This window comes from Sphingomonas sp. SRI_018 (assembly GCF_057586275.1).
Map to the genome: position 1 here is coordinate 513890 of NZ_JBYCZO010000002.1, position 26760 is coordinate 540649.

23 protein-coding genes are annotated in these 26760 nt (G+C 69.5%); 17 read left to right on the top strand and 6 right to left on the bottom strand.

All coding sequences use genetic code 11. The annotated features are described in order from the left end of the window. Window positions 1-10: 10 nt before the first annotated feature. From AC2YHA_RS14525 to AC2YHA_RS14550, 6 genes are all read left to right on the top strand, one after another. Entirely contained in the window at window positions 11-1141 is a 1131-nt protein-coding gene (locus tag AC2YHA_RS14525; protein ID WP_487402156.1) for a CDP-alcohol phosphatidyltransferase family protein, read from the top strand. Then, the gene (locus tag AC2YHA_RS14530; protein WP_487402157.1) at window positions 1138-2478 is read left to right on the top strand and encodes a lipopolysaccharide biosynthesis protein; all 1341 of its coding nucleotides are present in this window, start codon (window positions 1138-1140) and stop codon (window positions 2476-2478) included. The genes AC2YHA_RS14525 and AC2YHA_RS14530 overlap by 4 nt, the downstream gene beginning before the upstream one ends. Window positions 2479-2764: 286 nt before the next feature. Then, window positions 2765-3232: a DUF2141 domain-containing protein gene (locus tag AC2YHA_RS14535; protein WP_487402158.1), complete on the top strand. Its 468-nt coding sequence runs from the start codon at window positions 2765-2767 to the stop codon at window positions 3230-3232. Window positions 3233-3417: 185 nt separating this feature from the next. Next, a complete protein-coding gene (locus AC2YHA_RS14540; protein ID WP_487402159.1) occupies window positions 3418-4437 on the top strand; it encodes a diacylglycerol/lipid kinase family protein in 1020 nt (339 codons plus the stop codon). Further along, the gene (locus AC2YHA_RS14545) at window positions 4434-5363 is read left to right on the top strand and encodes a hypothetical protein (protein WP_487402160.1); all 930 of its coding nucleotides are present in this window, start codon (window positions 4434-4436) and stop codon (window positions 5361-5363) included. Before AC2YHA_RS14540 ends, AC2YHA_RS14545 begins: the two co-directional genes overlap by 4 nt. Further along, window positions 5330-6103, top strand: a complete 774-nt coding sequence (locus AC2YHA_RS14550) for a nucleotidyltransferase family protein (protein WP_487402161.1) — start codon at window positions 5330-5332, stop codon at window positions 6101-6103. The genes AC2YHA_RS14545 and AC2YHA_RS14550 overlap by 34 nt, the downstream gene beginning before the upstream one ends. Here the strand turns inward: AC2YHA_RS14550 and AC2YHA_RS14555 are convergent. Further along, a complete protein-coding gene (locus tag AC2YHA_RS14555) occupies window positions 6093-6548 on the bottom strand; it encodes an NUDIX hydrolase (RefSeq protein ID WP_487402162.1) in 456 nt (151 codons plus the stop codon). The two genes, AC2YHA_RS14550 and AC2YHA_RS14555, sit on opposite strands and share 11 nt — an antisense overlap. A gap of 4 nt (window positions 6549-6552) precedes the next feature. Continuing rightward, window positions 6553-6972, bottom strand: coding sequence for a secondary thiamine-phosphate synthase enzyme YjbQ (locus AC2YHA_RS14560; protein WP_487402163.1), 420 nt, complete (start codon window positions 6970-6972; stop codon window positions 6553-6555). Window positions 6973-7192: 220 nt separating this feature from the next. Between AC2YHA_RS14560 and AC2YHA_RS14565 the strand changes: the two genes are divergently transcribed. From AC2YHA_RS14565 to AC2YHA_RS14580, 4 genes are all read left to right on the top strand, one after another. Further along, window positions 7193-7693, top strand: coding sequence for an Hsp20/alpha crystallin family protein (locus tag AC2YHA_RS14565; protein WP_487402164.1), 501 nt, complete (start codon window positions 7193-7195; stop codon window positions 7691-7693). A gap of 59 nt (window positions 7694-7752) precedes the next feature. Next, a complete protein-coding gene (locus AC2YHA_RS14570; RefSeq protein WP_487402165.1) occupies window positions 7753-8148 on the top strand; it encodes a hypothetical protein in 396 nt (131 codons plus the stop codon). 160 nt (window positions 8149-8308) lie between these two features. After that, window positions 8309-10945 (top strand): TonB-dependent receptor, encoded by a 2637-nt coding sequence (locus tag AC2YHA_RS14575; RefSeq protein WP_487402166.1) that lies wholly within the window; start codon window positions 8309-8311, stop codon window positions 10943-10945. A 44-nt stretch (window positions 10946-10989) separates the two neighbouring features. Further along, entirely contained in the window at window positions 10990-13038 is a 2049-nt protein-coding gene (locus AC2YHA_RS14580; protein ID WP_487402167.1) for a hypothetical protein, read from the top strand. A gap of 165 nt (window positions 13039-13203) precedes the next feature. Here the strand turns inward: AC2YHA_RS14580 and AC2YHA_RS14585 are convergent, their stop codons facing one another. Next, entirely contained in the window at window positions 13204-14040 is an 837-nt protein-coding gene (locus AC2YHA_RS14585) for a MipA/OmpV family protein (RefSeq protein WP_487402168.1), read from the bottom strand. 133 nt (window positions 14041-14173) lie between these two features. On the opposite strand from AC2YHA_RS14585, the gene AC2YHA_RS14590 reads away from it, so the two are divergent. Together AC2YHA_RS14590 and AC2YHA_RS14595 are read left to right on the top strand one after the other, a co-directional pair. Beyond that, complete coding sequence (locus tag AC2YHA_RS14590; protein WP_487402169.1) at window positions 14174-14908, top strand: response regulator; 735 nt, start codon at window positions 14174-14176, stop codon at window positions 14906-14908. Then, window positions 14905-16326: a sensor histidine kinase gene (locus AC2YHA_RS14595; protein ID WP_487402170.1), complete on the top strand. Its 1422-nt coding sequence runs from the start codon at window positions 14905-14907 to the stop codon at window positions 16324-16326. The genes AC2YHA_RS14590 and AC2YHA_RS14595 overlap by 4 nt, the downstream gene beginning before the upstream one ends. On the opposite strand, the gene AC2YHA_RS14600 is transcribed toward AC2YHA_RS14595, so the two are convergent. Both AC2YHA_RS14600 and AC2YHA_RS14605 read right to left on the bottom strand, forming a co-directional pair. Then, window positions 16287-17810, bottom strand: a complete 1524-nt coding sequence (locus AC2YHA_RS14600) for a tryptophan halogenase family protein (protein WP_487402171.1) — start codon at window positions 17808-17810, stop codon at window positions 16287-16289. The genes AC2YHA_RS14595 and AC2YHA_RS14600 overlap by 40 nt on opposite strands. 68 nt (window positions 17811-17878) lie before the next feature. Further along, window positions 17879-19252, bottom strand: a complete 1374-nt coding sequence (locus AC2YHA_RS14605; protein ID WP_487402172.1) for a glycoside hydrolase family 28 protein — start codon at window positions 19250-19252, stop codon at window positions 17879-17881. Between the two features lie 75 nt (window positions 19253-19327). On the opposite strand from AC2YHA_RS14605, the gene AC2YHA_RS14610 reads away from it, so the two are divergent. From AC2YHA_RS14610 to AC2YHA_RS14630, 5 genes are all read left to right on the top strand, one after another. Continuing rightward, window positions 19328-20947: a rhamnogalacturonidase gene (locus AC2YHA_RS14610; RefSeq protein WP_487402173.1), complete on the top strand. Its 1620-nt coding sequence runs from the start codon at window positions 19328-19330 to the stop codon at window positions 20945-20947. A gap of 93 nt (window positions 20948-21040) precedes the next feature. Then, complete coding sequence (locus tag AC2YHA_RS14615) at window positions 21041-21730, top strand: GntR family transcriptional regulator (RefSeq protein WP_487402174.1); 690 nt, start codon at window positions 21041-21043, stop codon at window positions 21728-21730. Next, window positions 21730-22572 carry an amidohydrolase family protein gene (locus tag AC2YHA_RS14620; protein WP_487402175.1) on the top strand — a complete coding sequence of 281 codons (843 nt, stop codon included), beginning with the start codon at window positions 21730-21732 and terminating at the stop codon, window positions 22570-22572. The genes AC2YHA_RS14615 and AC2YHA_RS14620 overlap by 1 nt, the downstream gene beginning before the upstream one ends. Further along, a complete protein-coding gene (locus tag AC2YHA_RS14625; protein ID WP_487402176.1) occupies window positions 22569-23588 on the top strand; it encodes an aldo/keto reductase in 1020 nt (339 codons plus the stop codon). Before AC2YHA_RS14620 ends, AC2YHA_RS14625 begins: the two co-directional genes overlap by 4 nt. Then, window positions 23585-23947, top strand: a complete 363-nt coding sequence (locus tag AC2YHA_RS14630) for an L-rhamnose mutarotase (RefSeq protein WP_487402177.1) — start codon at window positions 23585-23587, stop codon at window positions 23945-23947. Before AC2YHA_RS14625 ends, AC2YHA_RS14630 begins: the two co-directional genes overlap by 4 nt. On the opposite strand, the gene AC2YHA_RS14635 is transcribed toward AC2YHA_RS14630, so the two are convergent. Continuing rightward, window positions 23948-26605, bottom strand: a complete 2658-nt coding sequence (locus AC2YHA_RS14635) for a glycoside hydrolase family 2 TIM barrel-domain containing protein (RefSeq protein WP_487402178.1) — start codon at window positions 26603-26605, stop codon at window positions 23948-23950. Window positions 26606-26760: the final 155 nt, after the last annotated feature.

The following is a 26760-nucleotide window of genomic DNA, read 5'->3' on the forward strand; positions in this document are numbered from 1 at the left end:
GGAATGCCCGATGAAGGATGATGTGACGGCACCTCGGCCGGTGGTCGTGCCCTGGGGCGACAACCCGACGCGGATCTGGGGCATGACCGCGAGCGAGCGGCTGCGGCGGATCGCGCTCGCGCAGCAGCTGCCGCTGCAGGGCGATCCGGCGCATGGCGCGATCGTCGCCAACCTCGATTTCGCGTTCGACCCAATCTGGATGGCGCATCTCAAGCGCCGCCCGGGTACCGTCGTCACGCGCGAGGGCGTGCCGGTGCTCGCGCACGTCGCCAACGCGGCGCAGCGCGGGGCGGTGCTGGCGGCGATGTCCGCCGACGCGCCGCTCGCGCCCGATGCCGGGCTCGAGACGATCGCGGCGGAGGCGGAGGAGGGGCTGTTCAACGAAGCGCTGCGCAAGCGCGAGCGGCCCTTCGCCGAGCGGCTGGTGCCCGAGAACGTCCGCGCGATCGAGCGGGCGAGCTATGCCGGCGCCTACAAGGGCGTCACCGACATCCTCACCAAATATCTCTGGCCGGAATGGGCGTTCGCGCTGACCCGGCTGGCGGCGCGGCTCGGCATCTCGCCCAACCAGGTGACCGCGATCGGTACGGTGCTGTGCATCATCGCCACCATCGCCTTCTGGCACGGCTGGTTCTGGAGCGGCCTGGCGGTCGGCCTGATCTTCATGGTGCTCGACACCGTCGACGGCAAGCTCGCGCGCTGCACCATCACCTCCTCGGCGCTCGGCAATGCCTGGGATCACGGCGTCGACCTCGTCCATCCGCCCTTCTGGTGGTGGGCCTGGGCGGCGGGCTGCGCGGTCTATGGCCGGCCGCTCGACGACCGGACATTCTGGATCGTGATCGGCACCATCCTGTTCGGCTATGTCGCGCAGCGGCTGATCGAGGGCGCGTTCATCGCGCGCTTCGGGATGCACATCCATGTGTGGGAGCGGTTCGACAGTCAGTTCCGGCTGGTCACCGCGCGGCGCAACCCGAACATGGTGATCCTGTTCGCCTTCCTCGTGATCGGCCGGCCCGACTGGGGCATCATCGCGGTCGCGGCGTGGACCGCATTGTCGCTCGTCGTCCATCTCGTCCGGCTGATCCAGGCGATGGTCGTCCGGGCGCGGGGGCGCGAGATCGTCAGCTGGCTCGCGTGACCGAGAACCCATCCGGATCGCATGAAAGCGCGGTGAGCAGCGGCGTGCGGGCGATCGCGCGCAACTTGAGCTGGATGCTGGCCAGCCGCGGCGTGCTGGCGGTGCTCTCGCTCGTCTACATCGCCATCGTCACCCGCACGCTGGGCGTCAGCAATTTCGGCCGTTTCGCGCTGATCGTCGGCGCCTCGCAGGCGCTGGCGACCCTGGTCGGCTTCCAGACCTGGCAGATCATCGTCCAATACGGCACCGCCTACGTGCATTCGGGCGACGAAGCGCGGCTGTCCAAGCTGGTGCGCGCCTGCGGATTGCTCGACCTCGGCAGCGCGGTGGCGGGGACGCTGCTGGCGGCGGTGGTCATCTACAACTGGGGCGAGGCCCTGGGGGTGAGGGAGGTGCATGCGCGCGCCACCATGTTGTTCACCGTCGCCCAGCTGCTCTCGATCCGCTCGACCCCGCTCGGCGTGCTCAGGATGCGCGACCGCTTCTCGCTGGCGGCGCTGGCGGACAGCGTGACGCCGCTCGTCCGGCTGGTCGGTGCGGCGCTGGCGGTGGTGATCAAGCCGACCGTCAGCGGCTTCCTGGTCGCCTGGGCGCTGGCCGAGGTGCTGACCGCGGCCGCCTATTGGGTCCTGCTCGCGCGGACCGGCGACCTCCAGCTGCTGAAGCGCGGCAGCAGCCTCAAGGGCGTGATCCGCGAGCATCCCGGCATCGTCCGCTTCGCGCTCAGCACCAACGCCAATTCGACGCTCGGCCTGTCGAGCAAGCAGGTGCCGCTGCTGCTGGTCGGCGGCATCGCCGGCACCGCCTCGGCCGGCGCCTTTCGGCTGGCGCTGCAGCTTGCCCAGGCGCTGACCAAATTCTCGCAGCTGCTCGCCCGCGCCGCCTTTCCGGAGATCGTCCGCGCGGTCGGCACCGGCGGGATGCACCGGGTCGGCGGGCTGATCGGGCGCTCGTTCCTGATGACCAGCATCATCGCCGCCGTCGTGTTCGTGATCATCGTCGTGGCGGGCAAGCCGGTGCTGACGCTGATGGGCGGCAGCGCGTTCGCGCGCGGCTACCCGATCCTGATCTGGCTGGCGGCGGCCGGCTGCATCGACCTGATGATCGTCGGCTTCGAGCCGCTGCTGCTCGCCGCCAATCGCTCCGGCCTGACCTTCGTCGTGCGGCTGATCGCGGCGGCGGTGCTGTTCGCCGTCGCCTTCCTGCTCGACGATCAATATGGCGTGATCGGCGTGGCGATCGCGGTGGTAGCGAACTCGCTGGTGATCGCGCTCCTCCTCGGAATCGCGACGATGCGGCTGCTTAGGGTCCAAACCCATAAACGGCAACGGCCGTGATCGCCCGGAGGGGCGGGCGGATTTTGGCGCATGGCGTCGTCGCTCGTCAGTCACGATGCTATCCGCATCGCTCCTTCCTCGCTCCTAGCCCTGCACCAAAATCCGCTCCGTCACGGCCACTGCCGTTTATGGGTTTGGACCCTAGGACCGGCCGGAACGCTGACGCATAACGATACAAAGGCCTTGTGATCGCCTTAAAAGTGCACATTTCCCGCCGGAACCTTGGGGGAAAGGGCATGCGGGCGCGGTTCGTGCGTCCGTGTTCGCATGGATGGAGTTGTGTCCGATGACCCGGAATGCTGCCGCCGCCGCTGCGGCGATCGCGCTTTCGATGCTTGCCCCGGCCGCCGCCGAGGCGGCCTGCGCCGGCCAGCCGGGCGGCGGAGCGATCCAGCTCGACGTGGTGGCGACCGACGTCCGCAACGGCGCCGGCGAAGTGGCGTTCACCGTCTATCCCGACGATTCGGGCCGCTTCCTCGCCAAGGGCGGCAAGCTGCTGCGCCAGCGCGTTCCGGCGGCCGCCGGGACGACGCGCGCCTGCTTCTGGCTGAAGCCCGGCTATTACGCCATCGCCATCTATCACGACGAGAACGGCGATCATGACTTCAACCGCACGCTGTTTTCGGTGAAGGAAGGCTTCGGCTTCTCCAACGATGCGCCGACGACGCTGGGCGTCCCGTCGTTCCGTGCCGTCCGCTTCCCGGTGTCGGCGGATCGCCGCACCGTCCGCATCAAGATGCGCTACAGCCGCTGATGTAGCGGGATTGGCGGCACCGGCCGCATTTTTTGCGGCGGACCGTTGTCAAATGACAACAAATTCCCATTTCGCGCCTTACTCGGGTCTCATTACGGCCCAATGAAACTAATGTGACGTATAGATGTCTGTGGAAACGGGGAACTGTTTTGCGCCAGTTTTTTGATCCGTTGCGGCAAAAGCCGGTGGCCGATATCGCGCCGAAGCTCGCCCGCACCCGGGGTGAGACGGGCGTGGTGCTGCCCTGGCCGGGCGGCGCGGCAGTCCGTGCCCGCCGGCTGCGCCCCGCGGACGAGATTCGCGCCGGCGTGATCGCCAATGCGCGCGCGCACCGCAACCACAAGAACGGCCTCCAGTTCGAGGGCACCGACGACGTATTCTACGCCTCGCCGCGCACGCGCGTCGCGCTCGAGCGGACGCTGGTCGACTTCGCGGCCGAGGGCGTCAACCTGCTGATCGTCGACGGCGGCGACGGCACCGTCCGCGACGTGATCACCGCGGCGGCCAAGGTGTTCGACGACATGCCGAAGCTCGCGGTGATCCCGTCGGGCAAGACCAATGCACTCGCCTACGACCTCGGCATCCCCGAGGAATGGACGGTGGAGGCGGCGCTGCAAGCGGCGCGTGCCGAGCGGTTCGCGACGCGCGCGCCGATCGAGATCGAGCGGATCGGCACGTCGGAGCCGGCATTGCGCGGCTTCCTGTTCGGTGCCGGCGGCTTCGTGCGCGCGACCGAGCTTGCCCAGCGCACGCACAAATGGGGCGCCTTCAACGGCGTCGCGGTCGGCTTGTCGCTCGCCTGGAGCATCGCGCAGACGCTGTTCGGCGGCGCGGGCAACGCCTGGCGCCGCGGCGATCGGATGCGCATCCGCCGCGAGGACGGTTTCGAGGTCGATCGCTCCTTCTACATCCTGTTCCTGTCGACGCTGGAGCGGATGCCGCTCGGCCTCAAGCCGTTCGGCCGGCCGCGCCCCGGCCTCAAGGGCCTCGCGGTCGACGCACCGCCCGCCAAGCCGCTGGTCGCCTTCGGGCCGCTGCTGATGGGGTCGGAGGCGGCTTGGCTCGACGATTGGGGCTATCACCGCGCCGATCCGGGGCCGTTCGAGCTGACGCTGGACGGCGACTTCGTGCTCGACGGCGAGCAGTATCGCGGCGGCGAGCTCGCGATCCGCGCCGGCGCGCCGCTGCAGTTCGCGGTGCCGTGAACGCGCCGCTCGTCGAGGTCATTGCCGAGGAGCTGAACGCTCCGGTCCCTGCCGAGGTGAGGGCCGCGGCGGCCGCACTTGCGCACAAGCCGGGTGTGCTGGCGGTACTGTTCTACGGATCGGTGCTGCGGACCGGCGACTTCGACGGCGTGCTCGATTTCTACGTGCTGACCGACGGCATCCGGAGCCGCGGCCTGCGCGCACTCGCCACGCGCTGGCTGTGGCCGGACGTGAGCTATGTCGAGACCCCGGTCGGCACGCGGATGATCCGCGCCAAGGTGGCGACCATGCCGATCGACACCTTCCGCACCGCGGTCGACGGCCGGTCGCTCGATACCACCATCTGGGCGCGCTTCACCCAGCCGGCCGCGCTCGTCTGGGCGGCGGATGCGGCGGTAGCGCGGCGGGTGATCGAGGCGGTGGCGGCGGCGGTGACGACCGCGGCGCGTTTCGCGGCCGTGCTGGGCCCCGAGCGCGGCGAAGCAGCCGATTATTGGAGCGCATTGTTCCGCCAGACCTACACCGCCGAGTTCCGCGTCGAGCGGCCCGGACGCGAACGCCAGATCCTCGCCTATCATCCCGAGCGCTACGACAGGCTGCTGCCGCTGGCATGGGACGCGGCAGGGATCGGCCATGCGCGTGACGCCATCGGCGTGCTGGTGCCGTCGGTGCCGTCGGACATGCGCCGGACGGTGACGCGTGCCTGGCGGGCGCGCCGGCGTGCCGGCAAGCCGCTCAATGTCGCGCGCCTGGTCAAGGCGGCCTTCACCTTCGAGGGCGCCACCCGCTACGCGCTGTGGAAGCTCGAGCGCCATACCGGCGTCCAGCTGCCGCTGACGCCGTGGCGCGAGCGGCACCCGATCCTCGCCGCGCCCGGCGTGCTCTGGCGGGTGTGGCGCGGCACGCGTATATCGCCCGCACGATGAGCTTCAACGCGCTGGTACTGGCCGGATCGCGCGGCGGCGCCGATCCGGTGGCGGACTATGCCGGCGTCTCCGACAAGGCGCTGATCCCGATCGGCGGCGAGACGATGCTCGCGCATGTGATCGGCGCGCTGCGCGAGGCCGGCGCCGCGCGGATCGCGGTCTCGGCGTCGAGCGAGGCGGTCAAGGCCCATGCGGCGGCGCTCGGCGTGGAGGTGCTGGGCGCCGCCGGCGGGCCGAGCCTCAGCACGCGGCAGGGGCTCGACCGGCTCGCTGCGCCGCTGCTGGTGACGACCGCCGATCATGCGCTGCTCGAGCCGCAATGGGTCCGCCAGTTCCTCGCCGACGTGCCCGCCGGCGCCGATGTCGCCGCCCTACTCGCCCGCCGCGAGACGATCGAGCGCGACGCCGCCGGCACCAAGCGCACCTATCTGCGCTTCGCCGACGGCGAATGGTCGGGCTGCAATCTCTTCCATCTGGCGACCCCGGCAGCGGGGGCGGCGATCGACCTGTGGCAGACGGTGGAGCGCGACCGCAAGCGGCCGTGGCGGATCGTGCGGCGGCTGGGGACGGGCATGCTGCTCCGCTACGTCACCGGGCGCCTGTCGCTCGCCGAGGCGCTCGCCCGGCTGGGCGCCGCCTGCGGCGTTCGCGCCGCGGTGGTGGAGGCGCGCTACGGCCTGGCCGCGGTGGACGTCGACAAGCCCGCCGACCTGGACTTCGTCCGCGCGCTCAAGCGCTGAGGCGCTCCAGCGCGTCGAGGATCGGGCGCTGGCTCGGCAGGATCATCGCGCGTGCCTCGACAAGGCCGAACCAGCCGGCGCGGTCGACCTCGGGAAATGTCTGGCGCCGGCCCGAGCGCGGCGGCCATTCGATCTCGAAGCTGTTGCTGCGGACTTCGGCGACGTCGAGATCGCCTTCGAGCGCGAAAGCTTCGACCCATTTGCCGCCGGCCTGACGGATGCGGCACAGCGGCTGCGGCGATCCGGCGGGGCGGATGCCGAGTTCCTCCTCGAACTCGCGCAGTGCGGCTGCCGCCGCGGTTTCGCCGGCCTCGATCAATCCCTTGGGGATCATCCACGCGCCTTCATGTCTGTTCGCCCAGAAGGGACCGCCGGGATGGATCAGCAGCACCTCCAGCCGCTCGCGCCTGCGCCACAGGAGGATGCCGGCGCTTTCCTGGGCCACGCGGTCACTCGCCGATGAGGTGGAGCGCGATCGAGCGCCGGTGCGGCCGGCGGCGGTGCTCGAACAGATAGATGCCCTGCCAGGTGCCGAGCGTCAGCCGCCCCTCGATCAGCGGAATCGCCAGCTGCACGCCGGTGAGCGCGGCCCTGAGGTGCGCGGGCATGTCGTCCGGCCCCTCGTCGTCATGTTCGTAGGCGGCCGGATCCTCGGGCGCGATGCGGGCGAAATAGGCCTCCATGTCGCGCCGCACCGCCGGCGCGGCGTTCTCCTGGATCACGAGCGAGGCAGAGGTATGGCGGCAGAACAGCGTCAGCAGCCCCTCGCGGATCGCCGATTCCCGGACCCAGCGCTCCACCGCGAAGGTGATCTCGACGAGGCCCTGCCCCTCGGTGGCGACCTCGATCATGTCCGTCTTCTGTCTCATCCCATCTCCATCGTACGAGTGCCGCCGATCGATCCATCGCATCGCCGCGATCCATCGTCTTGAAGCGCCGATCGCACTGCCTACCTTTCTATCGCCGGGCGTCGATCCGGGCCCGGGCCTCGCGATCGATGGCGTCGGGCGTTCTCCCACTCCCTCGCAATCGCAGATGCCGTGCCCCGGCGTGCGGCCTAATTGCTCTGCAAGGCATGAGGAGAGGATCATGGCGAGAGAATTGGCACCCTGGGACCGTGAGCGCGAGAGCCGCCAGCTCGGCAGCTATGGGCGTGAGCCGAGCCCGTTCTTCACGCTGCGCCGCGAGCTCGACCAACTGTTCGACGACGTCTTCCGCGGCTGGAACCTGCCGGCGATCGGTGGCGACCGGAACCGCGGCTGGCCGTCGCTGGAGGTGAGCGAGACCGACAACGAGATGCGCATCACCGCCGAGCTGCCGGGCATGACCGAGAAGGACGTCGACCTCGGCATCGAGGACGGCGTGCTCACCATCCGCGGCGAGCGTCGGCAGGAAGAAGGCGACCAGTCCCGCGGCTACACCGAACGCTATTACGGCAAGTTCGAGCGCCGCCTGTCACTGCCGCGCGGCATCGACGAGGACAAGGCCGAGGCGCGTTTCGAACATGGCGTGCTGACGGTGACGCTGCCCAAGGGGCCGGAGGCCGAGCGCGGCCGCCGCATCCCGATCAACGCCGACACGCGGCACTGAGGCTCGGGGAGGCGCGCCCGTTCTCACGGGGCCTCCCCTCCCTTTTCAGGAGACCGACGATGGCGGACGTGATCGGCTGGAAGCTCGACCGCGACGAGCGCGCGGTGCTCCTCGAGCGCTTTCCGCCGCATTGGCCGGAGGTGGTGGCGGACCATGTGACGCTGCGGTCGGGCGCGGGCCCGGACGATCCGCTGCCCGAGCCGGCCATCGGCGAGATCGTCGGCATCGCCGACGACGGCGCCGGGGTGGAGGCGATGGCGGTGCGGATCGACGGCACCACCGACCGGCCCGACGGCAGCACCTATCACATCACCTGGTCGCTCGGCCGCGGCCGCGAGGCGATCGAGAGCAACGACGTGCTCGCGAAGCAGGGATGGACACCCGTTGCGGAACCGGTGCCCGTCACCTTGCTTCCGGCCCGCTGGCCCAGCGGTTCTGCGCCGAAAGGTGCCTGATCTCCGTTCCCCCGCGGCGCCGGAGTTGTTCCGCGGCCGGCGATAAGGCATAATGTAACCGTTTCCAGAGCCCGGCCCGGAGTTCAGCGGCGTCGGGACGATAATGGCGGATATGCGGACCCTAACCGGTCCGGCCGCGTTCTGGAGCGTCGGAGGAGACATGCCTGTTCACGCGCGTATCAGTGTTCGTGCCGCGCTGCTGCTGAGCGCGGCAGTCCTGCCGGCGGCGCCCGCGTTCGCGCAGGCCGAACCCGCCACCCCGGCGCCGACCCCGACGCCCGCCCCGACCGCCCCGCCTCAGGCGGAGGCTCAGGCCCAAGCCCAGTCTCAACCTCAGACGGCCGCTCCCGCCTCGTCCGCGGACCCGCAGGACTATACGCAGGACATCGTCGTCACCGGCCAGACTTCGCGCGACCGTCCGCTGATCACCTCCTCGGCCGACATCACCTTCGCCACGCGCGAGGACCTCGACCGCCGCGCGCCGCGCTCCACGGCCGACATGCTCGAGCTGGTGCCGGGCATCTTCGTCGAAGGAACGGCGGGCGAGGTCTCCAACAACTATTCGGTCCGCGGCCTCCAGGGCGGCGGCCAGCGCTTCGTCCAGCTCGAGGAGGACGGGATGCCCGTGCTCTATCAGGGCGGCGGCGCCGACTTCTTCTTCGCGCAGGACCTCACCATCGACCGGCTGGAGGCGGTGAAGGGCGGCTCGTCGGGCGTGCTGACGGTCAACGGCGCGGGCGCGACGATCAACTTCATCTCGCGCAAGCCCAACTTCAAAGAGGCGGAGGGCATCGCCAAGGTCACCGCCTACGACTACGGCCTGAAGCGCGCCGACCTCTATTATTCCGCGCCGATCGCCGACAATCTCGCCTTCAGCGTCGGCGGCTATTTCCAGAGCAGCCCGGGCGTCCGCAAGAACCCGTTCGACTATGACGGCTATCGCGTGAAGGCGATGCTCGAATATCGCTTCGACGACGGGGGATATGTCCGGCTGACCGGCAAGATCGGCGATCTCAAGACCGCCTATTACGCCGGCATGCCCTATGCCTACAACAACGGCGATCCGGACGGGGTGCCGGGGCTCGATCCGCAGAAGGACAATATCGGCGGCGACGCCTTCTCCCGCATCTCGGTGCCGGTGTCGAACTTCGTCGACAGCGACGGCTTCCGCGACTTCCGGTACACCCAGGGCGTGCGCAGCAAGACCAAGCAGCTCCGCATCGACTTCGAGAAGCCGGTCGCGGACGGGCTCGAGCTGTTCGCCCACAGCCGCTATCTCGATCTCAGCTACGACTTCAACGGCCTCTTCCCCGGATCGGGCACCGGCAACGGCGGCCTCGCCAGTGCGGTCGATTATCTGACGCCGGAGTCTTCGCCGCTCGATCGGGTGAGCGTCATCGACGGGATGAGCTTCCTCGATCGCGGGCTGACCGCCTTCCCCGCCGCCGCGCGTCTCGGCATCAAGAACCTGCGTACCGGGGAGGTCATCGGCGCGAACCAGACCGATGCGCTGAACGCATTGAACGGCAACGGCTTCCTCCAGCAGACCGTGCTCAACCACGATTATCTGAAGGGCCACGACTTCGGCCTGAACGTCGGCGCGCGCTGGGAGATGGAGAGCGGGTCGTTCAAGAACTCGCTGACCTTCGGCGTCCAATATTACGACGTCAGCCGCAAGCAGAACCAGTCGGCGGTCGGGACGGTGGTCAACGACGTCCGCAACAACAGCGACATTTACGACATCGTCGCGCTCGATGCGAACAACAACGTCGTCGGCACGTTGAGCGACAACGGCCTCATCTCCTACGGCGACTGGGGCGTCGGCATCCGCGAGCGCGACGACAAGTCCTTCTCGCTCTACGCCAATGACGAGCTGCAGATCGGCGACAATCTCCACCTGGACGCGGGCGTGCGCTGGGAAAGCGACTCCGCGGTGTTCCGCGACGGCCGCGCCGCCGCGGTCAACCCGCCGCCGCCGTCCGGCGCAGGCGTCGTCCTTCCCGCGCCGGGCTCGACCTGGGACGGCACGTTCAACGTGACGCGCCGCACGCAGGAGAAGGTCGCCTGGACGGTCGGCGCCAACTACCGCATCACGCCGAACCTCGCCGTCTATGCGCGCTATGCGCTCGGCTTCCAGACCAACAACACCGATCCGATCACCGAGATCGAGCTCTACGAGGCCGGCGTGCGCTACCAGCTCGGCCGCTTCGTCAGCGCCTCGGCGACGGTGTTCCGCACCAACTTCAACGACCAGTTCTACAATTTCATCAGCCCGACCGACCCGACCCAGCTCGACACCTTCCTGGCGGACCTCAGGACCACCGGCGTCGAGGTCGACGTCGCGGTGCGCCCGGTCAACTGGTTCTCCATCGACTTCGCCGGCGTGTTCCAGAAGCCCAAGCTGCAGAACCTGACGCTGAACGGCGTGGCGCAGCCGACCTACAGCGGCAACCGGCCCGAGCGCACCCCCTCGACGCTCTACACGATCACCCCGACCTTCAAGCTGCCGGGCGGCCTCGGCGAGGTCTATGCGCGCTACAAATATATCGGGAAGATCTTCGCCGATTCCGGCAACGGCGTCGCGCTGCCCGGCTATGGCGTGACGGGGGCGGGCATCAGCCTCAACATCACCGAGCGGCTGCAGGTGAGCTTCGACGCCGACAACATCTTCAACGTGATGGGCCTGACAGAGGGCAACCCGCGCCAGGGCCAGACGCAGAACGCGGATTCGGGCTTCTTCTACGCCCGCGGCATCGTCGGGCCGACCTATGGCGGCACGGTGACGCTGAAATTCTGATGGGGAGGCAGGCGCGGGGAGCCGCGGGAAGAGTTAGGGCCGGAGTGGGCCTGGGGCTGGTGGCGGGGCTGTGCCTGATCGCGGCAGGCGATTCCGGCATGGCCTCGCCCCCACAGGCGAGCGGCACGCCCGAGCTCAGCTATCAATTGACCGAGGGGCAGAACCTCAACGCCTTCGTCCGCGACGGCCAGGTCGCCGCGCACCTGCTGCTGCGCTCGGGAGCCGACCCGCGCATCCTCGTCGCCTTCCCGGCAGGGAACAGCGGCGTGGGCCTCTGGTTCGACCGCGTGGCGGCGCCGGCGAGCTGGCGGCTGGAGCGCGCTCCGGAGCCGGTGACGCTGGCCGACGGCCGCGGCCGCCCGCTCTACGGCATCCGCGCGGCGGCGAGCGTCACCGCGCCGCGGCTGACGGTGAAGCAGGCGGTGCTCTCCAACGTCCGCTTCCTGCGCGACTATCAGGCGATCGGCAAATTCCCGCCCGAGGTCGCGGCGCCGATGCGGAGCGAGGGGAGCCGCATCCTCTACGCCCGCGACCGGCTCGACGGCGCGCCGGGCTACCGGCTCGAGCTCAACGTGCTGGAGGGGCGGGTCGACGGCGGCACGATCACCGCCGCGCCGGGCGGCCGCATCCGCCTGGAGATCGTCGCGGCGAGCGGCGACACGCCGCTGACCGGCCTCACCTTGCCCGAGCTGCTCAACGACCGCGCCGCCGACGATCCGGCCGCGCGCGACGCGCTGCATTTCCTGAGCTATCGCGAGAAGTTCCTCGCCGGATCGTGGCGGTTCGACACCTATTTCGGCCGCGACACGCTGATGTCGGTGCGGCTGCTGATGCCGGTGCTCCAGCCGGCCGCGGTCGAGGCCGGGCTCGGTGCGGTGCTGGCGCGGCTCAACGACCGGGGTGAGGTCGCGCACGAGGAGGGCCTGTCCGAATTCGCCGTCGTCGAGCACCGCCGCAACGGCGGCAGCGGCGACGTGCCGACCCTCGACTATGCGATGATCGACGACGACTTCATGCTCGCGCCGGTGGCGGCAAGCTATCTCCTCGATCATGCCAAGCCCGACCCGGCCCGTGCCTTCCTCGCCCGCGACGTCCCCAGCGCGGCGAAGCCCGGCACCGCCGAGCCCGCGGGCAAGGCGCTGGTGCGCAACCTGCGCTACGTGCTCGAACAGGCGCGCCCCTTCGCCGACGCCCCCGAGATCGCGAATCTCGTGTCGCTGAAGCCCGGCCGGATGACCGGCGAATGGCGCGACAGCGAGGAGGGGCTGGGGCGCGGCCGCTATCCCTTCGACGTCAATGCGGTGTTCGTGCCCGCCGCGCTCGATGCGATCGACCGCCTCGCCCGCGCCGGGTTGCTCGACGCCTATCTCGCCGCCGACGACCGCGCCGCCTTCGCGCGGGCGCGGGCGATGGCCGAGGCATGGCGCAGCCGCGCGCCCGCACTGTTCCGGGTCTCGGTCCCGGCCGCCACCGCGGCGGCGAGCATCCGCGACTATGCCGCGCGCGCCGGCGTCCCCGCCCGGCCGGCGCTGGCGGCGCTGGGATCGGCGCCGCTCACCTTCCATGCCATCTCGCTCGACGAAAAGGGCGCGCCGGTGCCGATCGTCAATTCCGACGAGAGCTTCGCATTGCTGTTCGGCGATCCCTCGCCGGCCGATCTCGATACCTTCGTCGGCGCGATCATGCGGCCGTTCCCGGCCGGGCTGATGACCGACGTCGGCCTGCTCGTCGCCAATCCGGCGCTGGCGGGGAGCGAGGCGCAGGCGCGCTTCACCCCCGCCGCCTATCACGGGACGGTGGTGTGGTCGTGGCAGCAGGCGCTGCTCGCCGCCGGGCTCGAGCGCCAGCTCGCGCGGCGCGATCTGCCGGCGGCGACGCGGACGCGGCTCGCGGAGGCGCAGGCCCGGCTGTGGCGCGCCATCTCCGCGACGCGCGCGGTGCAGAGCTCGGAGCTCTGGTCCTGGACCTATGAAGGTGGCCGCTACCGCGTGGTGCCGTTCGGCGCCGGCAAGCAGGACGTCGACGAATCGAACGCCGCACAGCTGTGGAGCACGGTCTATCTTGCGGTGCGGCCGCCGGCTTCTCTTCGTTAGAGCGGTTTGCGGAAAACCTACCCCACCTTCGTCACCCCGGACTTGTTCCACCGGGCGACCAGGCATTGGTTTCAAGGTTCGAGCTGGAACCTCGACGCCGGTCTCTGTGGAGAAGTGGATGCCGGAACACGTCCGGCATGACATTTCGGATTTATGGCAGGCCGGTCAGAATCGATAGGCCAGGAACAGCCCGCCCGTCCACTGATCGTCCGATCCGCGCAGGCGGACCAGCGGCGCGTCCTTGGCGTCGTTGAGCAGACGGGAGTAGCCGCCGATCGCGGAGACCACCCAGTGACGGCTCAGCTGATAGTTGAGGTTCAGCCCCGCGCCGACGTCCTTGATGCCGCCTTCGGCCCGGTAGACGGGCAGGCCGCTCGCCACCGACTGGGTGGGGGAGACGCTGAAATAGCTGCTCATATATTTGCGGTCGGCCCAGCTCGTGCGCGCACTGACCGAGGCATTGAGCCGCTCGGCCAGGTTGAAGCGGAGGCCCGCCTCGCCCTCGACGACCACGCCGTCATGGCCGCCCGCCACGTCCTTGCCTCCCGCCACGCGCAGGAAGGCGTTGCCGTACTCGATCGCGAGCGCGCCGCCGACCTCGATGGCCAGATCGACGTCGCCGAGGCCCTTCAGGTCGGCGTTGCGGTCTTCCGGCCGGTCGCGGCGGAAGCGCGCCATCGGGCCGATGTTGATCTTGAGGTCGTCGCTGGGCTTGAGCCGGACCAGGTTGACGCCGAGCTCCGGCCCGCGGACGTAGAAGAGATCGCGATAGCTGATCGAGATCGCCGGGAACGGGAGGAGGTCGTGATCGTCCGATCCCTCATAGTCGGGCGTATAGATCGCGCCGGCGCCGACCGTCACCTGCCAGTCGCCGCCCTCCTGCGATTGCGCCTGTGCCCGGGCCTCGCCCGCCGCGGACGCGGTGGCGACGGGCACCGCGAGCAGGAGGAACGCATGGCGCCATGCCGGGCGCGAGGGGAAGGCGGGACGCGTTGCGTACATGGGGAGGCTCCGTCGGTTGGTGCCCTGCGCCTATACGTCGCGCACGCCGGTCCGGGATTTCCCAGAGGTGTCGAGATATTTCAGATTGTTACGGATGCAGACTCGGTTCCGGCGCCACGCTAAGGCTCCTGAAATGGCCCGCCAGGAACAGCCGCATATCCTGATCGTCGACGACGACCGCCAGATCCGCACGATGCTGGCGCGCTATCTCGGCGACAACGGCCTGCGCGTGACCAGCGCCGCCGACGGCCGCCAGATGGGCGAGCTCACCGGCCGCTACCGGTTCGACGTAGTCGTGCTCGACGTGATGATGCCGGGCGACGATGGCTTCACCCTGTGCCAGCGCCTGCGCGCCACCAGCACCGTGCCGATCATCCTGCTGACCGCGCGCGGCGACGACACCGACCGCGTGATCGGGCTGGAGCTCGGCGCCGATGATTATGTGCCCAAGCCCTTCAACCCGCGCGAGCTGCTCGCCCGCATCCGCGCCGCCCTCCGCCGCGCCGCGATGAGCGCCGCGCCGCCGCGCGAGCACGCCGCCGGCCGCGTCCGCTTCGCCGGCTGGACACTCGACACCGGCCGGCGCACCCTGATCTCGCCGGCCGGCTCGCTGGTCGAGCTCACCACGGGCGAGTTCGACCTGCTGGTCGCCCTCGTCCAGCATCCGCAGCAGGTGCTGAGCCGCGACCAGCTGCTCGACTATGTCCACGGCCGCTCGAGCCTCAACATCGACCGCAGCATCGACGTGCAGGTGAGCCGCCTCCGCCGCAAGGTCGAGGCCGACCCGCAGGCGCCGGCGCTGATCAAGACCGTGCGCAATGGCGGCTATTTCTTCTCCGCCGCGGTTGAGCCGGACATGGCGGCGTGAAGCTGAAGCTCTCGATACGCCTGGCGATCGCCATCGTGCTGGCGGTGACCGCCTCTTTCCTGTTCGACCAGGTGCTGCGCGTGCTGATCCCGCCGTCGCCGGTCTTCGTGGTCCAGCGGTCGTGGCTCGTCGATGCCGTCGTCCAGGCCCGTGACGGCTCCCTCGGCGCGGATCGGGCACGCTTCCTCGACATCGCGTCTTATCCGGAACCGCCCTTCTCCCAAGGCGGCAAGGCCGCGCAATTCGCCGACGACTTCCGGTCCTCGCTGGCACGCGCGCTGCGCAGGAGCGAAGCCGATGTCCGCGTCCGGGCGGACACGTTCAGCGACGTGCTCTGGGAACGCTCGCCCAGCACCCCGACGGGGATCATTCCCACAATGCCGACCCTCCTGGGGAGGACCGATATCCCGACCCGCGACGGCGCGGTGCTCGGCCGGCTGGAGATCGCCGTGCGCCGGGACGGCGGGCAGTGGCTGGTCATCCGTCCGCACCAGACCCGCGACACCCTCTCGCACTATCTCCGCAATGCGCTGGAGAGCGCCGGCAATCTGCTCATCCTCGCGGTCTTCTCGATCTGGATGGCGCGGAGCATCGCGGTGCCGCTCGGTCGCCTCGCCAGCGCGGCGGAGCGGTTGGGGCGGGAGCGCGAGCCGACGCTGATCACCGGGATGCGCCTGCCCGAATTCGCGGCGATCGCCGACACGTTCAACGCGATGCAGCTGCGGCTCAAGCGCTACGTCGACGAGCGGGTGCAGATGCTCGCCGCCATCTCGCACGACCTCAGGACGCCGCTCACGCGCCTGCGCCTGCTCGCCGAATATGTCCCCGACGAGGAGCAGCGCACCCAGCTCAAGTCCAACGTCGCGGAGATGGAGACGATGGTCGCCGACGCGCTCGCCTTCATGCGCGGCGAGGCGCGGCGCGAGCCGATGGAGGCGGTCGATCTCGCCTCGCTGCTGATCAGCCTCGCCGATACCTGCAAGGACATGGGCGAGGACGTCGCCTATGAGGGGCCCGATCACTTCGACATCCGCTGCCGCCCGGGGGCGATGCGGCGCGTGTTCGACAATCTGGTCGCCAATGGCTGCCGCTACGGCGGCAGCGTGCGGATCGCGCTCCGCGGCGCGGGGGAACGCGTCGTGATCGACGTGAGCGATCCCGGCCCCGGCATCGCGCCCGAGGATGCCGAGCGCGCCTTCGCGCCGTTCGAGCGGCTCGATAGCTCGCGCAGCCGCGAGACCGGCGGCACCGGCCTCGGCCTGTCGATCAGCCGCGACATCGTGCGCGACCATGGCGGCGAGATCGCCTTCGACCGCGCGGGCGGCCGCTTCACCGTCCGCGTCGCGCTACCCGCCGGGGCAAGGCCGATCGCGGCGGTTCATGATGATCCGATCAGCTCGGCCAAAGCCTTGTCGTGACCGGGCTGCGCGGCGGCCGCCTGCGCGACCGCCTCGCTGATCCGGCGGAGCTGCGTGCGGTTGACCTCCGCGTCGATCGTGTCGGCGACGGGATGGTAGCCCTCGGCCAGGATGCCCTGGCCGTTCAGCACCGCGAGCCAGCTCGCGTCGCGGAACAGCTCGTCGGCGCCGATCATCAGCCGGCCGGAGCGGCGGTATTGCTCCTCGCGCTCCACCAGCGTCTCCGGCAGCGCCATGTGCCGGCAGTGCGCCCACAGCGGCTCGGACCGGCCCTCGGTGGCATGATAGTGGAGGATCAGCAGGTCCTTGATATTGTCCATGTCGGCGGTGAACAGCGCGTCGAACCGTGCCGCCAGGGCAGGGTCGCAGCTGCGGTCCGGAAACAGCGAGAGCAGCTTGGCGATGCCGCTCTGGATGAGGTGGATGCTGGTCGATTCGAGCGGCTCGAGGAACCCCGCGGACAGGCCGACCGCGACGACGTTGCCGATCCACGCGCGCCGGCGCCGCCCTGCGGTGAAGCGCAGGAAACGCGGCTCGGCCAGCGGCTCGCCGTCGAGGTTGGCGAGCAAGTTCGCGGCCGCCTCGTCGTCGCCCAGGAACGCGCTGGCGTAGACAAGGCCGTTGCCGGTGCGGTGCTGGAGCGGGATGCGCCATTGCCACCCTGCTGGCCGCGCGGTGGATCGCGTGTAGGGTGTCGTCCCGGCGATGCGCGCTGAGGGAACCGCGACCGCGCGGTCGCAGGGCAGCCAGTGCGACCAGTCGTCGTAGCCGGCCTTCATCTCGCCCTCGATCAGCAGCGCGCGGAAGCCCGAGCAGTCGACGAACAGCTCGCCCGCCAGCCGGTCGCCGCGCTCGGTGGTCAGCGCGGTGACGAAGCCGGTCTCGGGATGCCGCTCGACCGTGGCGAGCTTGCCCTCGACACGCACCACGCCGGCCGCCTCCGCCAGGGCGCGCAGGTGGCGCGCATAGAGGCTGGCGTCGAAATGATAGGCATAGCCGAGCGTCGACAGGATCGAGCGCGGATCGCTCGCCGGCTTGGCGAAGCGGTTCTCCAGCGCGAGCCGCGTCGCGAGCGAGAAGGCGGAGAGCGGCAGGTCGAGCCCCTCCGCCTGCGCCTTGAGCCAGCGGTGATGGAAGGCGACGCCGGGCAGCGGCACGCCATATTGGCCGAACGGGTGGAGATAGCGATGGCCGGGCCGCGTCCAGTCGACGAACTCGATGCCGAGCTTGAACGTCGCCCTGGTCGCGCGGAGGAAGGCGGGCTCGTCGAGGCCGATCAGCTGGTTGAACCAGTGGATCGTCGGGATCGTCGCCTCGCCGACGCCGACGATGCCGATCTCCTCCGATTCGACCAGCGTGACGGAAAGCTGCCGGCCGAACGTCCGGGCCAGCGCCGTCGCGGTCATCCACCCCGCCGTGCCGCCGCCCAGGATCACGACACGGCCGATCCGCTCCTCTCCGTCCGGTCCGGTCCGCGAACCCATGGTCCTACCTGTCGTCACGCCTAAGGCTCATCCTGCCCCATAATCGGCTCCGACATCCAGCCCGGCTTTCAGGACGTGACCACCTCCGCCGGCGCGCCGTTCACGCGCACCCGGTCGAGCGTCAGGTTGCGGACGCCGCGGGCGATCAGCTTCGCCCGCTCGGGATCGAGCAGCGTCACGTCGATGTCGCGCAAGGTGATGTCCGAGATCGCGGTGGTGGCATTGCCCGAGATGTTGCCGAAGCCGCGCGTGGTGCCGCGCACGTCCTCGATCACCACGTCGCGGATGATCGCGCCGGGCGGTCGCGCCGGCACCTTGGTGCCGTGGGTGAAGCGCGCGTTGACGATCAGCCCGATCGGAGGATCGCCGGCGCCGAAGTTCGGATCGGTCATGCCGTAGAACACTTCGCCGTTATGCCAGCGCGCGAAAGGGGTCGGTGCCGGTGAGAGGCGGATGCCGCGCACGCGGAGCCCCTCATAGACCTGCCCCGGCGTGTCGGGACGCACCTTGAACCGGATCGTCGGCATGTCGCCGAGGTTGGTGATCCGCTCGACCTTCACATCGCGGATGATCGTCCCGTTGGTGCCATAGGTGACACAGCCGAGCCCGGCTTCGAACACGCAGTCGTGGATGTGGATACGTTCGACCGGCGGCGCCTCGGCATAGGCGGCGGCGTCGGGGCCCTGCGTGCCCTTGAGCGCGATGCAATCGTCGTCGACCGAAAAGCGGCAGTGACGGATGGTGACGTCCTGGCAGCTGTCGACATCGATGCCGTCGCTGCTCGGCGCGCGGATGTGATGCGGAACCTCGAAGCGCGCGTCCTCCACCACTGCGCGCCGGCAGCGGTAGAGGTGCAGGTTCCAGAAGGCGGCATCCTTGAAGGTGACGCCGCTGACCAGCACGTCGTCGCAATCCTGGATGAAACAGATCTGTGGGAAGTGATAATAGACCCGCCGCCCCTCGACGCTTTCCTCGGGCGTCTGGAAGAAGCGCCGCCAGAAGGGTTCGCCGTGGCCGTCGAGCGTGCCGGGCCCGACGATCCTGAGGCCGTGGTTGCCCCGCGCGTTGACCAGTGCCATCCGCAGCGCTTCGGGATAAGCCTCGACGAAGCGGCGCAGGACGAGCGGATAGTCTGCGAGATTGGGTGAACCCTTGAGCACCGCGCCCTTGCGCAGCTCCAGCCCGACTCCCGGTTTCAACACGATCGAGCCGCTGACGAAGACGCCCGCCGGCACCACGATCATGCCGCCGCCCGCCGCGGCGCAGGCGTCGATCGCCCTCTGGATCGCGCGGGTGTTCACCGTCCGGCCGTCGGGAATCGCGCCATGGCGGCGGATGTCGAACAGGCGGCCGGCCCGGGCAGGGACCGACAGCCCCGGCATCGCAAGAGCCAGGCTCAGCGCCGGCGCCTGCCCCAGAAGCTCCCGTCGCGATTGCGTCATCCGATTCCCCTCCGTTGCCTCTCTTAGTGCACTGATATAGTAGATACTTGAATAGATATGCCAACGGGATAAGCGATGAGAGAGGTGCGGGTCGAGTTCGAACGACGGACGATGATTCTCGGCCTGTCCGCGGTGTTGGCTACATCACCGGCGCTCGCTACGGCTGCGGGCGTTCACGGGTCGGTCCACGACGTGCGGCGCTATGGCGCGCGCGGGGACGGCCGCAGCATCGACAGCCCGGCGATCAACCGCGCCATCCGCGACGCCAGCCGCGCCGGCGGCGGGACGGTGCTGGTGCCGGCGGGGCGCTATCTCTGCTTCTCGATCCGGCTGCTCGACAACGTGACGCTGCTGCTCGCGACCGGATCGGTGATCGAGGCGGCGGACCCCGCTGTGCATGGCGCCCGCTACGACCCGCCCGAGAACGACCTCGAGGAGCAGTTTCAGGACTTCGGGATCACCCATGTCCACAACAGCCTGATCTACGGCGACGGCGCATCCAACATCGCGATCATCGGCCGCGGGATGCTGCATGGCGTGGGGCTCGACCGCGAGGGGCCGGGCGACCGCTGGCACGGGCGGCCCGGCTGGCAGTCGCCCGCCGCGCTCGGGCTCAGCCCGCGCGAGGCGCGGCTCCGCGATCCCAAGGAGCAGGCGGCGGTAGGGCGCGCCAACAAGACGATCGGCCTGATGCGCTGCCGCAATGTGCGGCTGCGCGACTTCACCATCCTTCGGGGCGGCCATTTCGGCGTGATCGCCCACGGCGTCACCAACATGGCAATCGAGGGCCTGACCGTCGACACCGACCGCGACGGCATTGACATCGACTGCTGCCGCGACGTGCGCGTGACCGGCTGCGTGGTCAACGCGCCCAAGGACGACGCGATCGTGCTCAAGAGCAGCTATGCTCTCGGCCGCAAGGTCGCGTGCGAGGACGTGACCGTCTCCGGCTGCAGGACGATGGGCTATGCGATGGGCTCGCTGCTCGACGGCAGCTATCGTCCATCCGACTATCGCGCGCCGGACAAGATCGGCGTGCTCGGCCGCATCAAGCTCGGCACCGAGAGCAACGGCGGCTTCCGCAACATCCGGATCGTCGACTGCACCTGCGAGAACAGCCGCGGCATCCTGATGGGCGTGGTCGACGGCGGCACGCTGGAGGACGTGCTCGTCTCCGGCATCATCATGCGCGACCCGGTCAACCATCCGCTGTTCGTCCGCCAGGCCGCGCGCCTTCGCGCTCCGGCGGGGACGCCGGTCGGCCAATGCCGCCGGATCAGGTTCAGCGACATCACCATATCCGGGGCCGATCCCCGCTTCCCCTGCGGCGTCGCCGGCATCGCCGACGCGCCGGTGGAGGACGTGAGCTTCACCGACATCGACGTCACCCACCGCGGCGGCGGCACCGCCGCGGATGCGGCGCGCGTGCCGCCCGACCGGCGCGAGACCAGCCTGGAGGTCAGCTTCATGGGCCCGCTGCCGGCACTCGGCCTGTTCGCGCGGCATGCCCGGCGCCTCGCGCTCAGGAACGCGACCTTCCGTACCGAGGCGCCGGATGCGCGGCCCGCCGTGGTGCTCGACGACGTCAGGGGCGCGATCGTCGACGGCCTGATCTCTCCTCATACGCGCGAAGGAGCCGTCGCCGCGCAGAACAGCAGCGATATCGCGATCGGCGATGTCCACAGCTTCGCATAAGGGTAACGTCGACTAAGCTCCCTCCGCCGACTACACTCTGGTCAATAATGCCGATTTGAAATATCAATCGGCTGTTAAGATATGGCAGGGGCTATGGCGGCAACTTCGGCAGCGGCGCAGGACAGTTCGGTGGCCGGATCGCAACGGTTGAGCGACCTCGCCTATCGCAAGGTGCTGGAGGGGCTGTTCGACCGCACCGTGCCCGCCGGGGCATTCGTTTCGCAGAACGACCTCGTCAACCTGCTCGGCATCCCCGTGCAGCCGCTCCGCGACGCCCTGCGCGTGCTGGAGGCGGAGGGGGTGCTGACGATCCATCCGCGGTCCGGCATCCAGTTCCTGAAGCCCGACCTGGAGCTCGCGCGCAGCACCTATCAGTTCCGCACGATCATCGAGCGTGCGGCGGCGCGGGCCTATGCCGAGACCGCCGAGGCCGATGTCGTCGCCGGGCTGATCGCCGATCACAAGACGCTGCTCGCCGACATCGAGCGGACGGGCTTCGATGGCGCCGCGCTCGTGCGCCTGGGCGAGCTCGAGGAGCGGCTCCACGGCGGCATGATCGCCAGCCTGCGCAACCCGCTGGTCGAGACCACCTCGCGCCGCCTCAAGAACTACGTGACGCTGATCCGCCTCGATCGCCTCGTCACCCAGCCGCTGGCATTGAGGACGCTGCGCGAGCACCTCGACATCCTCGAAGCGGCGGCGGCGCGCGACGCCGATGCCGCCGAGGCCGCGCTGGTCGGCCATTTCCAGGCGGCGCTGCAGCGCATCCTCGGCATGTTCTGATGCGCATCCTCGACGCGCACCAGCATTTCTGGCGGATCGGCGGACCGGGGCAGAGCTGGCCTGACGCCGAATGGCCGCGGATCCATCGCGATTTCGTACCGGATGACCTGAGGTCGGCCGCGGCGGGCATCGACCTCGTCGGCAGCGTACTGGTGCAGTCGCAGCCGGACGACCGCGACACCGACTGGATGTGCGAGATCGCCGGCGACGACGCGACGGTGAAGGCGATCGTCGGCTGGGTCGATTTCGACCGGCCCGACGCGGCGGCGCGGATCGCCGAGCTGGCGCGCCGGCCAAAGCTGCGCGGGCTGCGGCCGATGCTGCAGGCGATCGACGACCACGACTGGATATTGGCGCCCGAGCGCGCGTCTGCGATCGAGGCGATGATCGCGCACGGCCTTCGCTTCGATGCGCTGATCCAGCCGCGCCACCTCGCGCCGTTGCTGACGTTCGCGAGGCGTTGGCCGGAGCTTCCAATCGTGATCGACCATGGCGCCAAGCCATTCGCCGCGCGTGGCGAGCTCGACCCTTGGCGCGAGGAAATCGCCGCGCTGGCCGAGCTGCCCAATGTCTGGTGCAAGCTCTCGGGCCTGCGCACGGAGCAGGCGCCGGGCCGGCCGGCGGCGGACCTGCAACCCTATGTCGCGCATCTAGTCCAGCATTTCCCCGGCAGGCTGATGTGGGGCAGCGACTGGCCGGTGCTGCTGCACGCCGGCGACAGCTATGCCGACTGGGTCCATACCGCTTATGATCTCGCCGCACCGGTGGATGCGGCGGCACGGGACGAGCTGTTCGTCGGGGCGGCGCGCCGCTTCTACGCGATCGGAGAGGCTGACCTTTGAACTTCGACGATCTGGGCCCGCTCGGCTTCGGTGCCGCGGCGATCGGCAATCTCTACCGCGCGACGCCCGATGAGGATGCCGCCGCCACGGTGCGTGCCGCGTGGGACGCCGGCATCCGTTATTTCGACACCGCACCGCACTACGGCTTCGGCCTCAGCGAGAAGCGGCTCGGCGCGGCGCTGTCCGCGCTCGACCCCGGCGAGAGCGCGATCGTCTCGACCAAGGTCGGGCGGCGGCTGGATCCCCGTCCCGATGCCGATCCCGGCCGGCCGCGCCAGGGCTTCGTCACACCCGAGCCGTTCGAGAGCGTGTTCGACTATTCCTACGACGGGGCGATGCGCTCCTACGAGGCGAGCCGGCAGCGGCTGCGGCGCGAGCGGATCGACATCCTCTACGTGCACGATGTCGGCCGGGCCACCCACGGCGACGATCATCCCCGCCGCTTCGCCGAGTTCCTCGATGGCGGCTACCGCGCGATGCGCGAGCTGCGCGAGGCCGGCGCCGTCGGTGCGATCGGCCTCGGCGTCAACGAATATCAGGTGGTCGAGGAGATGCTGGAGCACGGCGACCTCGACGTCGTGCTGCTCGCCGGCCGCTATACCTTGCTCGAACAGGAGGCGCTCGCCTCCTTCCTGCCCTTGTGCGAGCGGCGCGGCGTCAGGATCGTGATCGGCGGGCCCTTCAACTCGGGCATCCTCGCGACCGGCGTGCGCGGCGGGGGCACGCCCCACTATAATTACGAGCCGGCCCCGCCCGCGATCGTCGAGCGCGTCGCGGCGATCGAGGCGCTGTGCGACCGCCATGGCGTGCCGCTGGCGGCTGCGGCGCTGCAGTTCCCGCTCGCTCACCCGCAGGTGGCGGCGGCGATCCCCGGCATGGGTAGCCCCGATCAGGTCGCGGACGCACGCCGTCTGCTCGCCACGCCCATTCCCGCCACGCTATGGATTGAGCTCAAAGAGCAGGGGCTGATCCGCGCCGATGCACCGGTGCCGTCCGCACAGAAGGAAGACGCATGACCCGCCGCATCTGTCTCGCGCTCGATCTCGTCGACGATGCCGCGCTGATCGCCGAATATGAGCGCTGGCATCAGGTGGGGCACACCCCTCCGCAAGTCATCCAGTCGATCCGCGACGCGGGCATCGACAACATGGAGATCTACCGTGCCGGCGACCGGCTGTTCATGATCATCGACGCCGCCGAGGATTTCTCCGCCGAACGCAAGGCGGCGATGGACGAGGCCAACCCCGCCGTCGTCGCCTGGGAGGAGCGGATGCGGCGGTTCCAGCAGCCGATCCCCGCCGCCACCCCCGGCACGAAGTGGCACGAGATGGACCGCATCTTCCGCCTGACCGAGCACAAGGGGCTCGGCGACTGATCAGCGGCGCACGACGTCGATCGCGGACACCAGCGCCTCGCCGCGGTCGGCGGCGAAGTCGAGCCTGAGCCGGCCGTCCTTCGCCGTCGCCGGCAGCTCGACCGTCACCGCCTTCAGTCCTGCACCCGCGAGCGCCACCGGATCGATGCGGCGCCGCTCGCCGCCGCTCGCGGTGACGGTGAAGACGCGCTTGCCGGCCGCCGTCTCCACCGGATCGAACAGGTGGAGCGTCACTCGATAGTCGCCGTCGGGAAGCGGCAGCGCGTAGCCGAACCGCTGCCCCGCGCGCCAGCTCGCATAGAGCTCGGGCGTCGCCGTCCCGGTGACGATCTTGGGTGGATTGGCGGGCCTGCCGGTCCCGCTGGCGTAGAGCTCGCGCTTGAACGGGTTGAGCGTGAAGCCGGTGCCGCCGGTGAAGAAGTCGTCGGACCCATAGCGCGTCCCGTCGCCGAGGGTCACGCCGGTGAGCGTGCCGGTGCGGACATGGAGCGCATCCTCGGGACCGTCGTAGCGCCAGGTGATACGGTCGGTGACCCCGCCGGCCACCGCCTCCAGCCGGTTCTCGCCCCGGCGCAGCCGCACGCCGGGCCAGACGCAGACGTGATCGGCGCACCGCGCCGTCCCCACCGGTTGCCCGTTGAGCGACAGGGGCGCGCTCGCCGCATTGCTGTAGGCGCGCACGTCGACCATCGGATAGGCGCGATCGACGTAGCGCCGGCCGGTCAGGTACAGCACCGGCTTGTCGCTCCACGCCGCCTTGTAGAAGTAGAAGGCATCCTTGCGCGTCTTGCGGTCGAAGGTCACCAGCCCCTTGGTATTGATGTCGAAGCTGTCGCCTTCCTCGCGCAGGTCGCTGGTCGCGTCGAACATCTGCCACACCCAGCTGCCCCACAGGAAATCGAGCGGCGCGATCCCCTTCCACGACAGCTCGTGCACCGCGGCCTGGACCTCCTCGGGCTGCGGGCGCGAGATGCTTTCGATCTTGCCGCCGAACGGGTTGTCGGTGTGCTGCGTCACCGCGCCGCCAGCGCCATATTCGCCGACGCCGATCGGCAGGTCGGGCCGCTCACGATGCAATCCGGTCAGCACCCCGCCCAGCTTCGCCGCCTCCTCGGCATGGCCCGATCCGTACCAGCCGAGGTAGAGGTTGTAGGCGACCGTGTCGGCGGTGCCGGAGGTGCGGTCGCGCCCGTCGTCCTTGTCGCCCGGCAGCGGCTCGCAGCACACGGCGATGGTGGTCGGCCGCGTCGGATCCTCGCGATGCGCGAGCGCGTCGAGCGCGGTCATCAGCGGCCGCGCGTTCGACGGGGTCAGCCCCTTTGACGACCAGTTGGTGATCTCGTTGCCGATCGACCAGACGGCGACGGAGGGATGGTTGTAGTTCTGGCGGATCAGCTCGATCAGCTGCTGCTCGGCGCTGGCGCGCATCTCGGGCGGCGTGTCCGCCTGGCCGGGGATCGAGGCGAGGTTGACCAGCCCCAGCTCGGCCCAGAGGATGACGCCGTAGCGGTCGGCGAGGTCGTCGAACGGCTCGGCATGGTTGTAGTGCGACAGGCGCACGCTGTTGGCACCGATCTCGCGGATCAGCGCCATGTCCTCCTCATGATCCGCGAGCGACAGCGCCCAGCCCTTGTCCTGCCGGTCCTGATGCCGTGTGACGCCGTGGAGCTGCATCGGCCGTCCGTTGAGGATGAAGCCGTGCACCGGATCGATCGCGACGGTGCGCAGGCCGAGCGGCTGGGTCACGCGATCGGTAACGCGCCCCTTGTCCACGACCTCGACGATGGTCCGATAGAGATAAGGGTTGGCCGGACCGTTCCACCGACGCGGCGACGTCAGCCTCAACGCAGCCCGGCTCTCGCCGGTGGCGCCCGGCGCCAGACGTAGCGTGCGCTCGTCTCGCGCTACCTCCCGCCCCGTCGCATCGGCAATGCGCGTGCGGACCGTAAGATCGGTCGCATCCGATCCGTCGTTGCGGAGGCGCGCGAGCACCGACACCTCCGCCGCCTGGTCGGTGAGGCTGGTCGCATGCGCGTAGACGCCGGGGCCGCCATGATCGAGCAGGTCGACATGCCGCTCACCTGTGACCAGCAGCGACACCGGCCGATAGAGCCCGCCATACATGAAGAAATCGCCCGAGATCGGCACGACATATTGCGTGGGACTGCCGGGATCGGGCTTGGAATTGTCGACCTTCACCACCAGCACATTGTCGCCCTCGCGCACGGCGTTGGTGGCGTCGAAGCGGAAGCGGCTGAAGGCGCCGGCATGCGCGCCGAGCCGCCGGCCGTTCAGCCAGACCTCGGCGACGATGCTGGCGGCGTCGAACTGCAGGAACACGCGCTTCTGCCGGAGGTCGGCGGGCGCCAGGAACCGGAGCCGATACCAGCCCACGCCGCGGACCACATTAGCATCGGCACGACGCTTCAGCTCATAGCTGCCAAGCCGGTTCCAGGTGTGTGGCACCGACACCCGCTCCCAGCTTCCGTCGTCGAAGCCGGGCGCGATCGCGCCGGCCGGGGCATCGCCGAGATGGAATCGCCAACCCTCGGCAAGCGCCACTTCGGTGCGAGGCTGCGCACGCGCCGCCGGCATCGTCGGAAGCAGGAAAGCGACCACCAGCAGGCCGAGCATTCCCATGACGTGACGCTGCATCATCGCGGCTCCCTCTCCCGGACGGCGGCGTCCGATCTGCTATTAAGATATCAATAAAGTTATGAGATATCTCTTTCGCCGCCGCAAGGGTTCGGACTAGAAGGTCGTCCGCCTGCTTGAGCTTGCGTCCGCAATCGACCGCTGGCAGCGGTTCACCT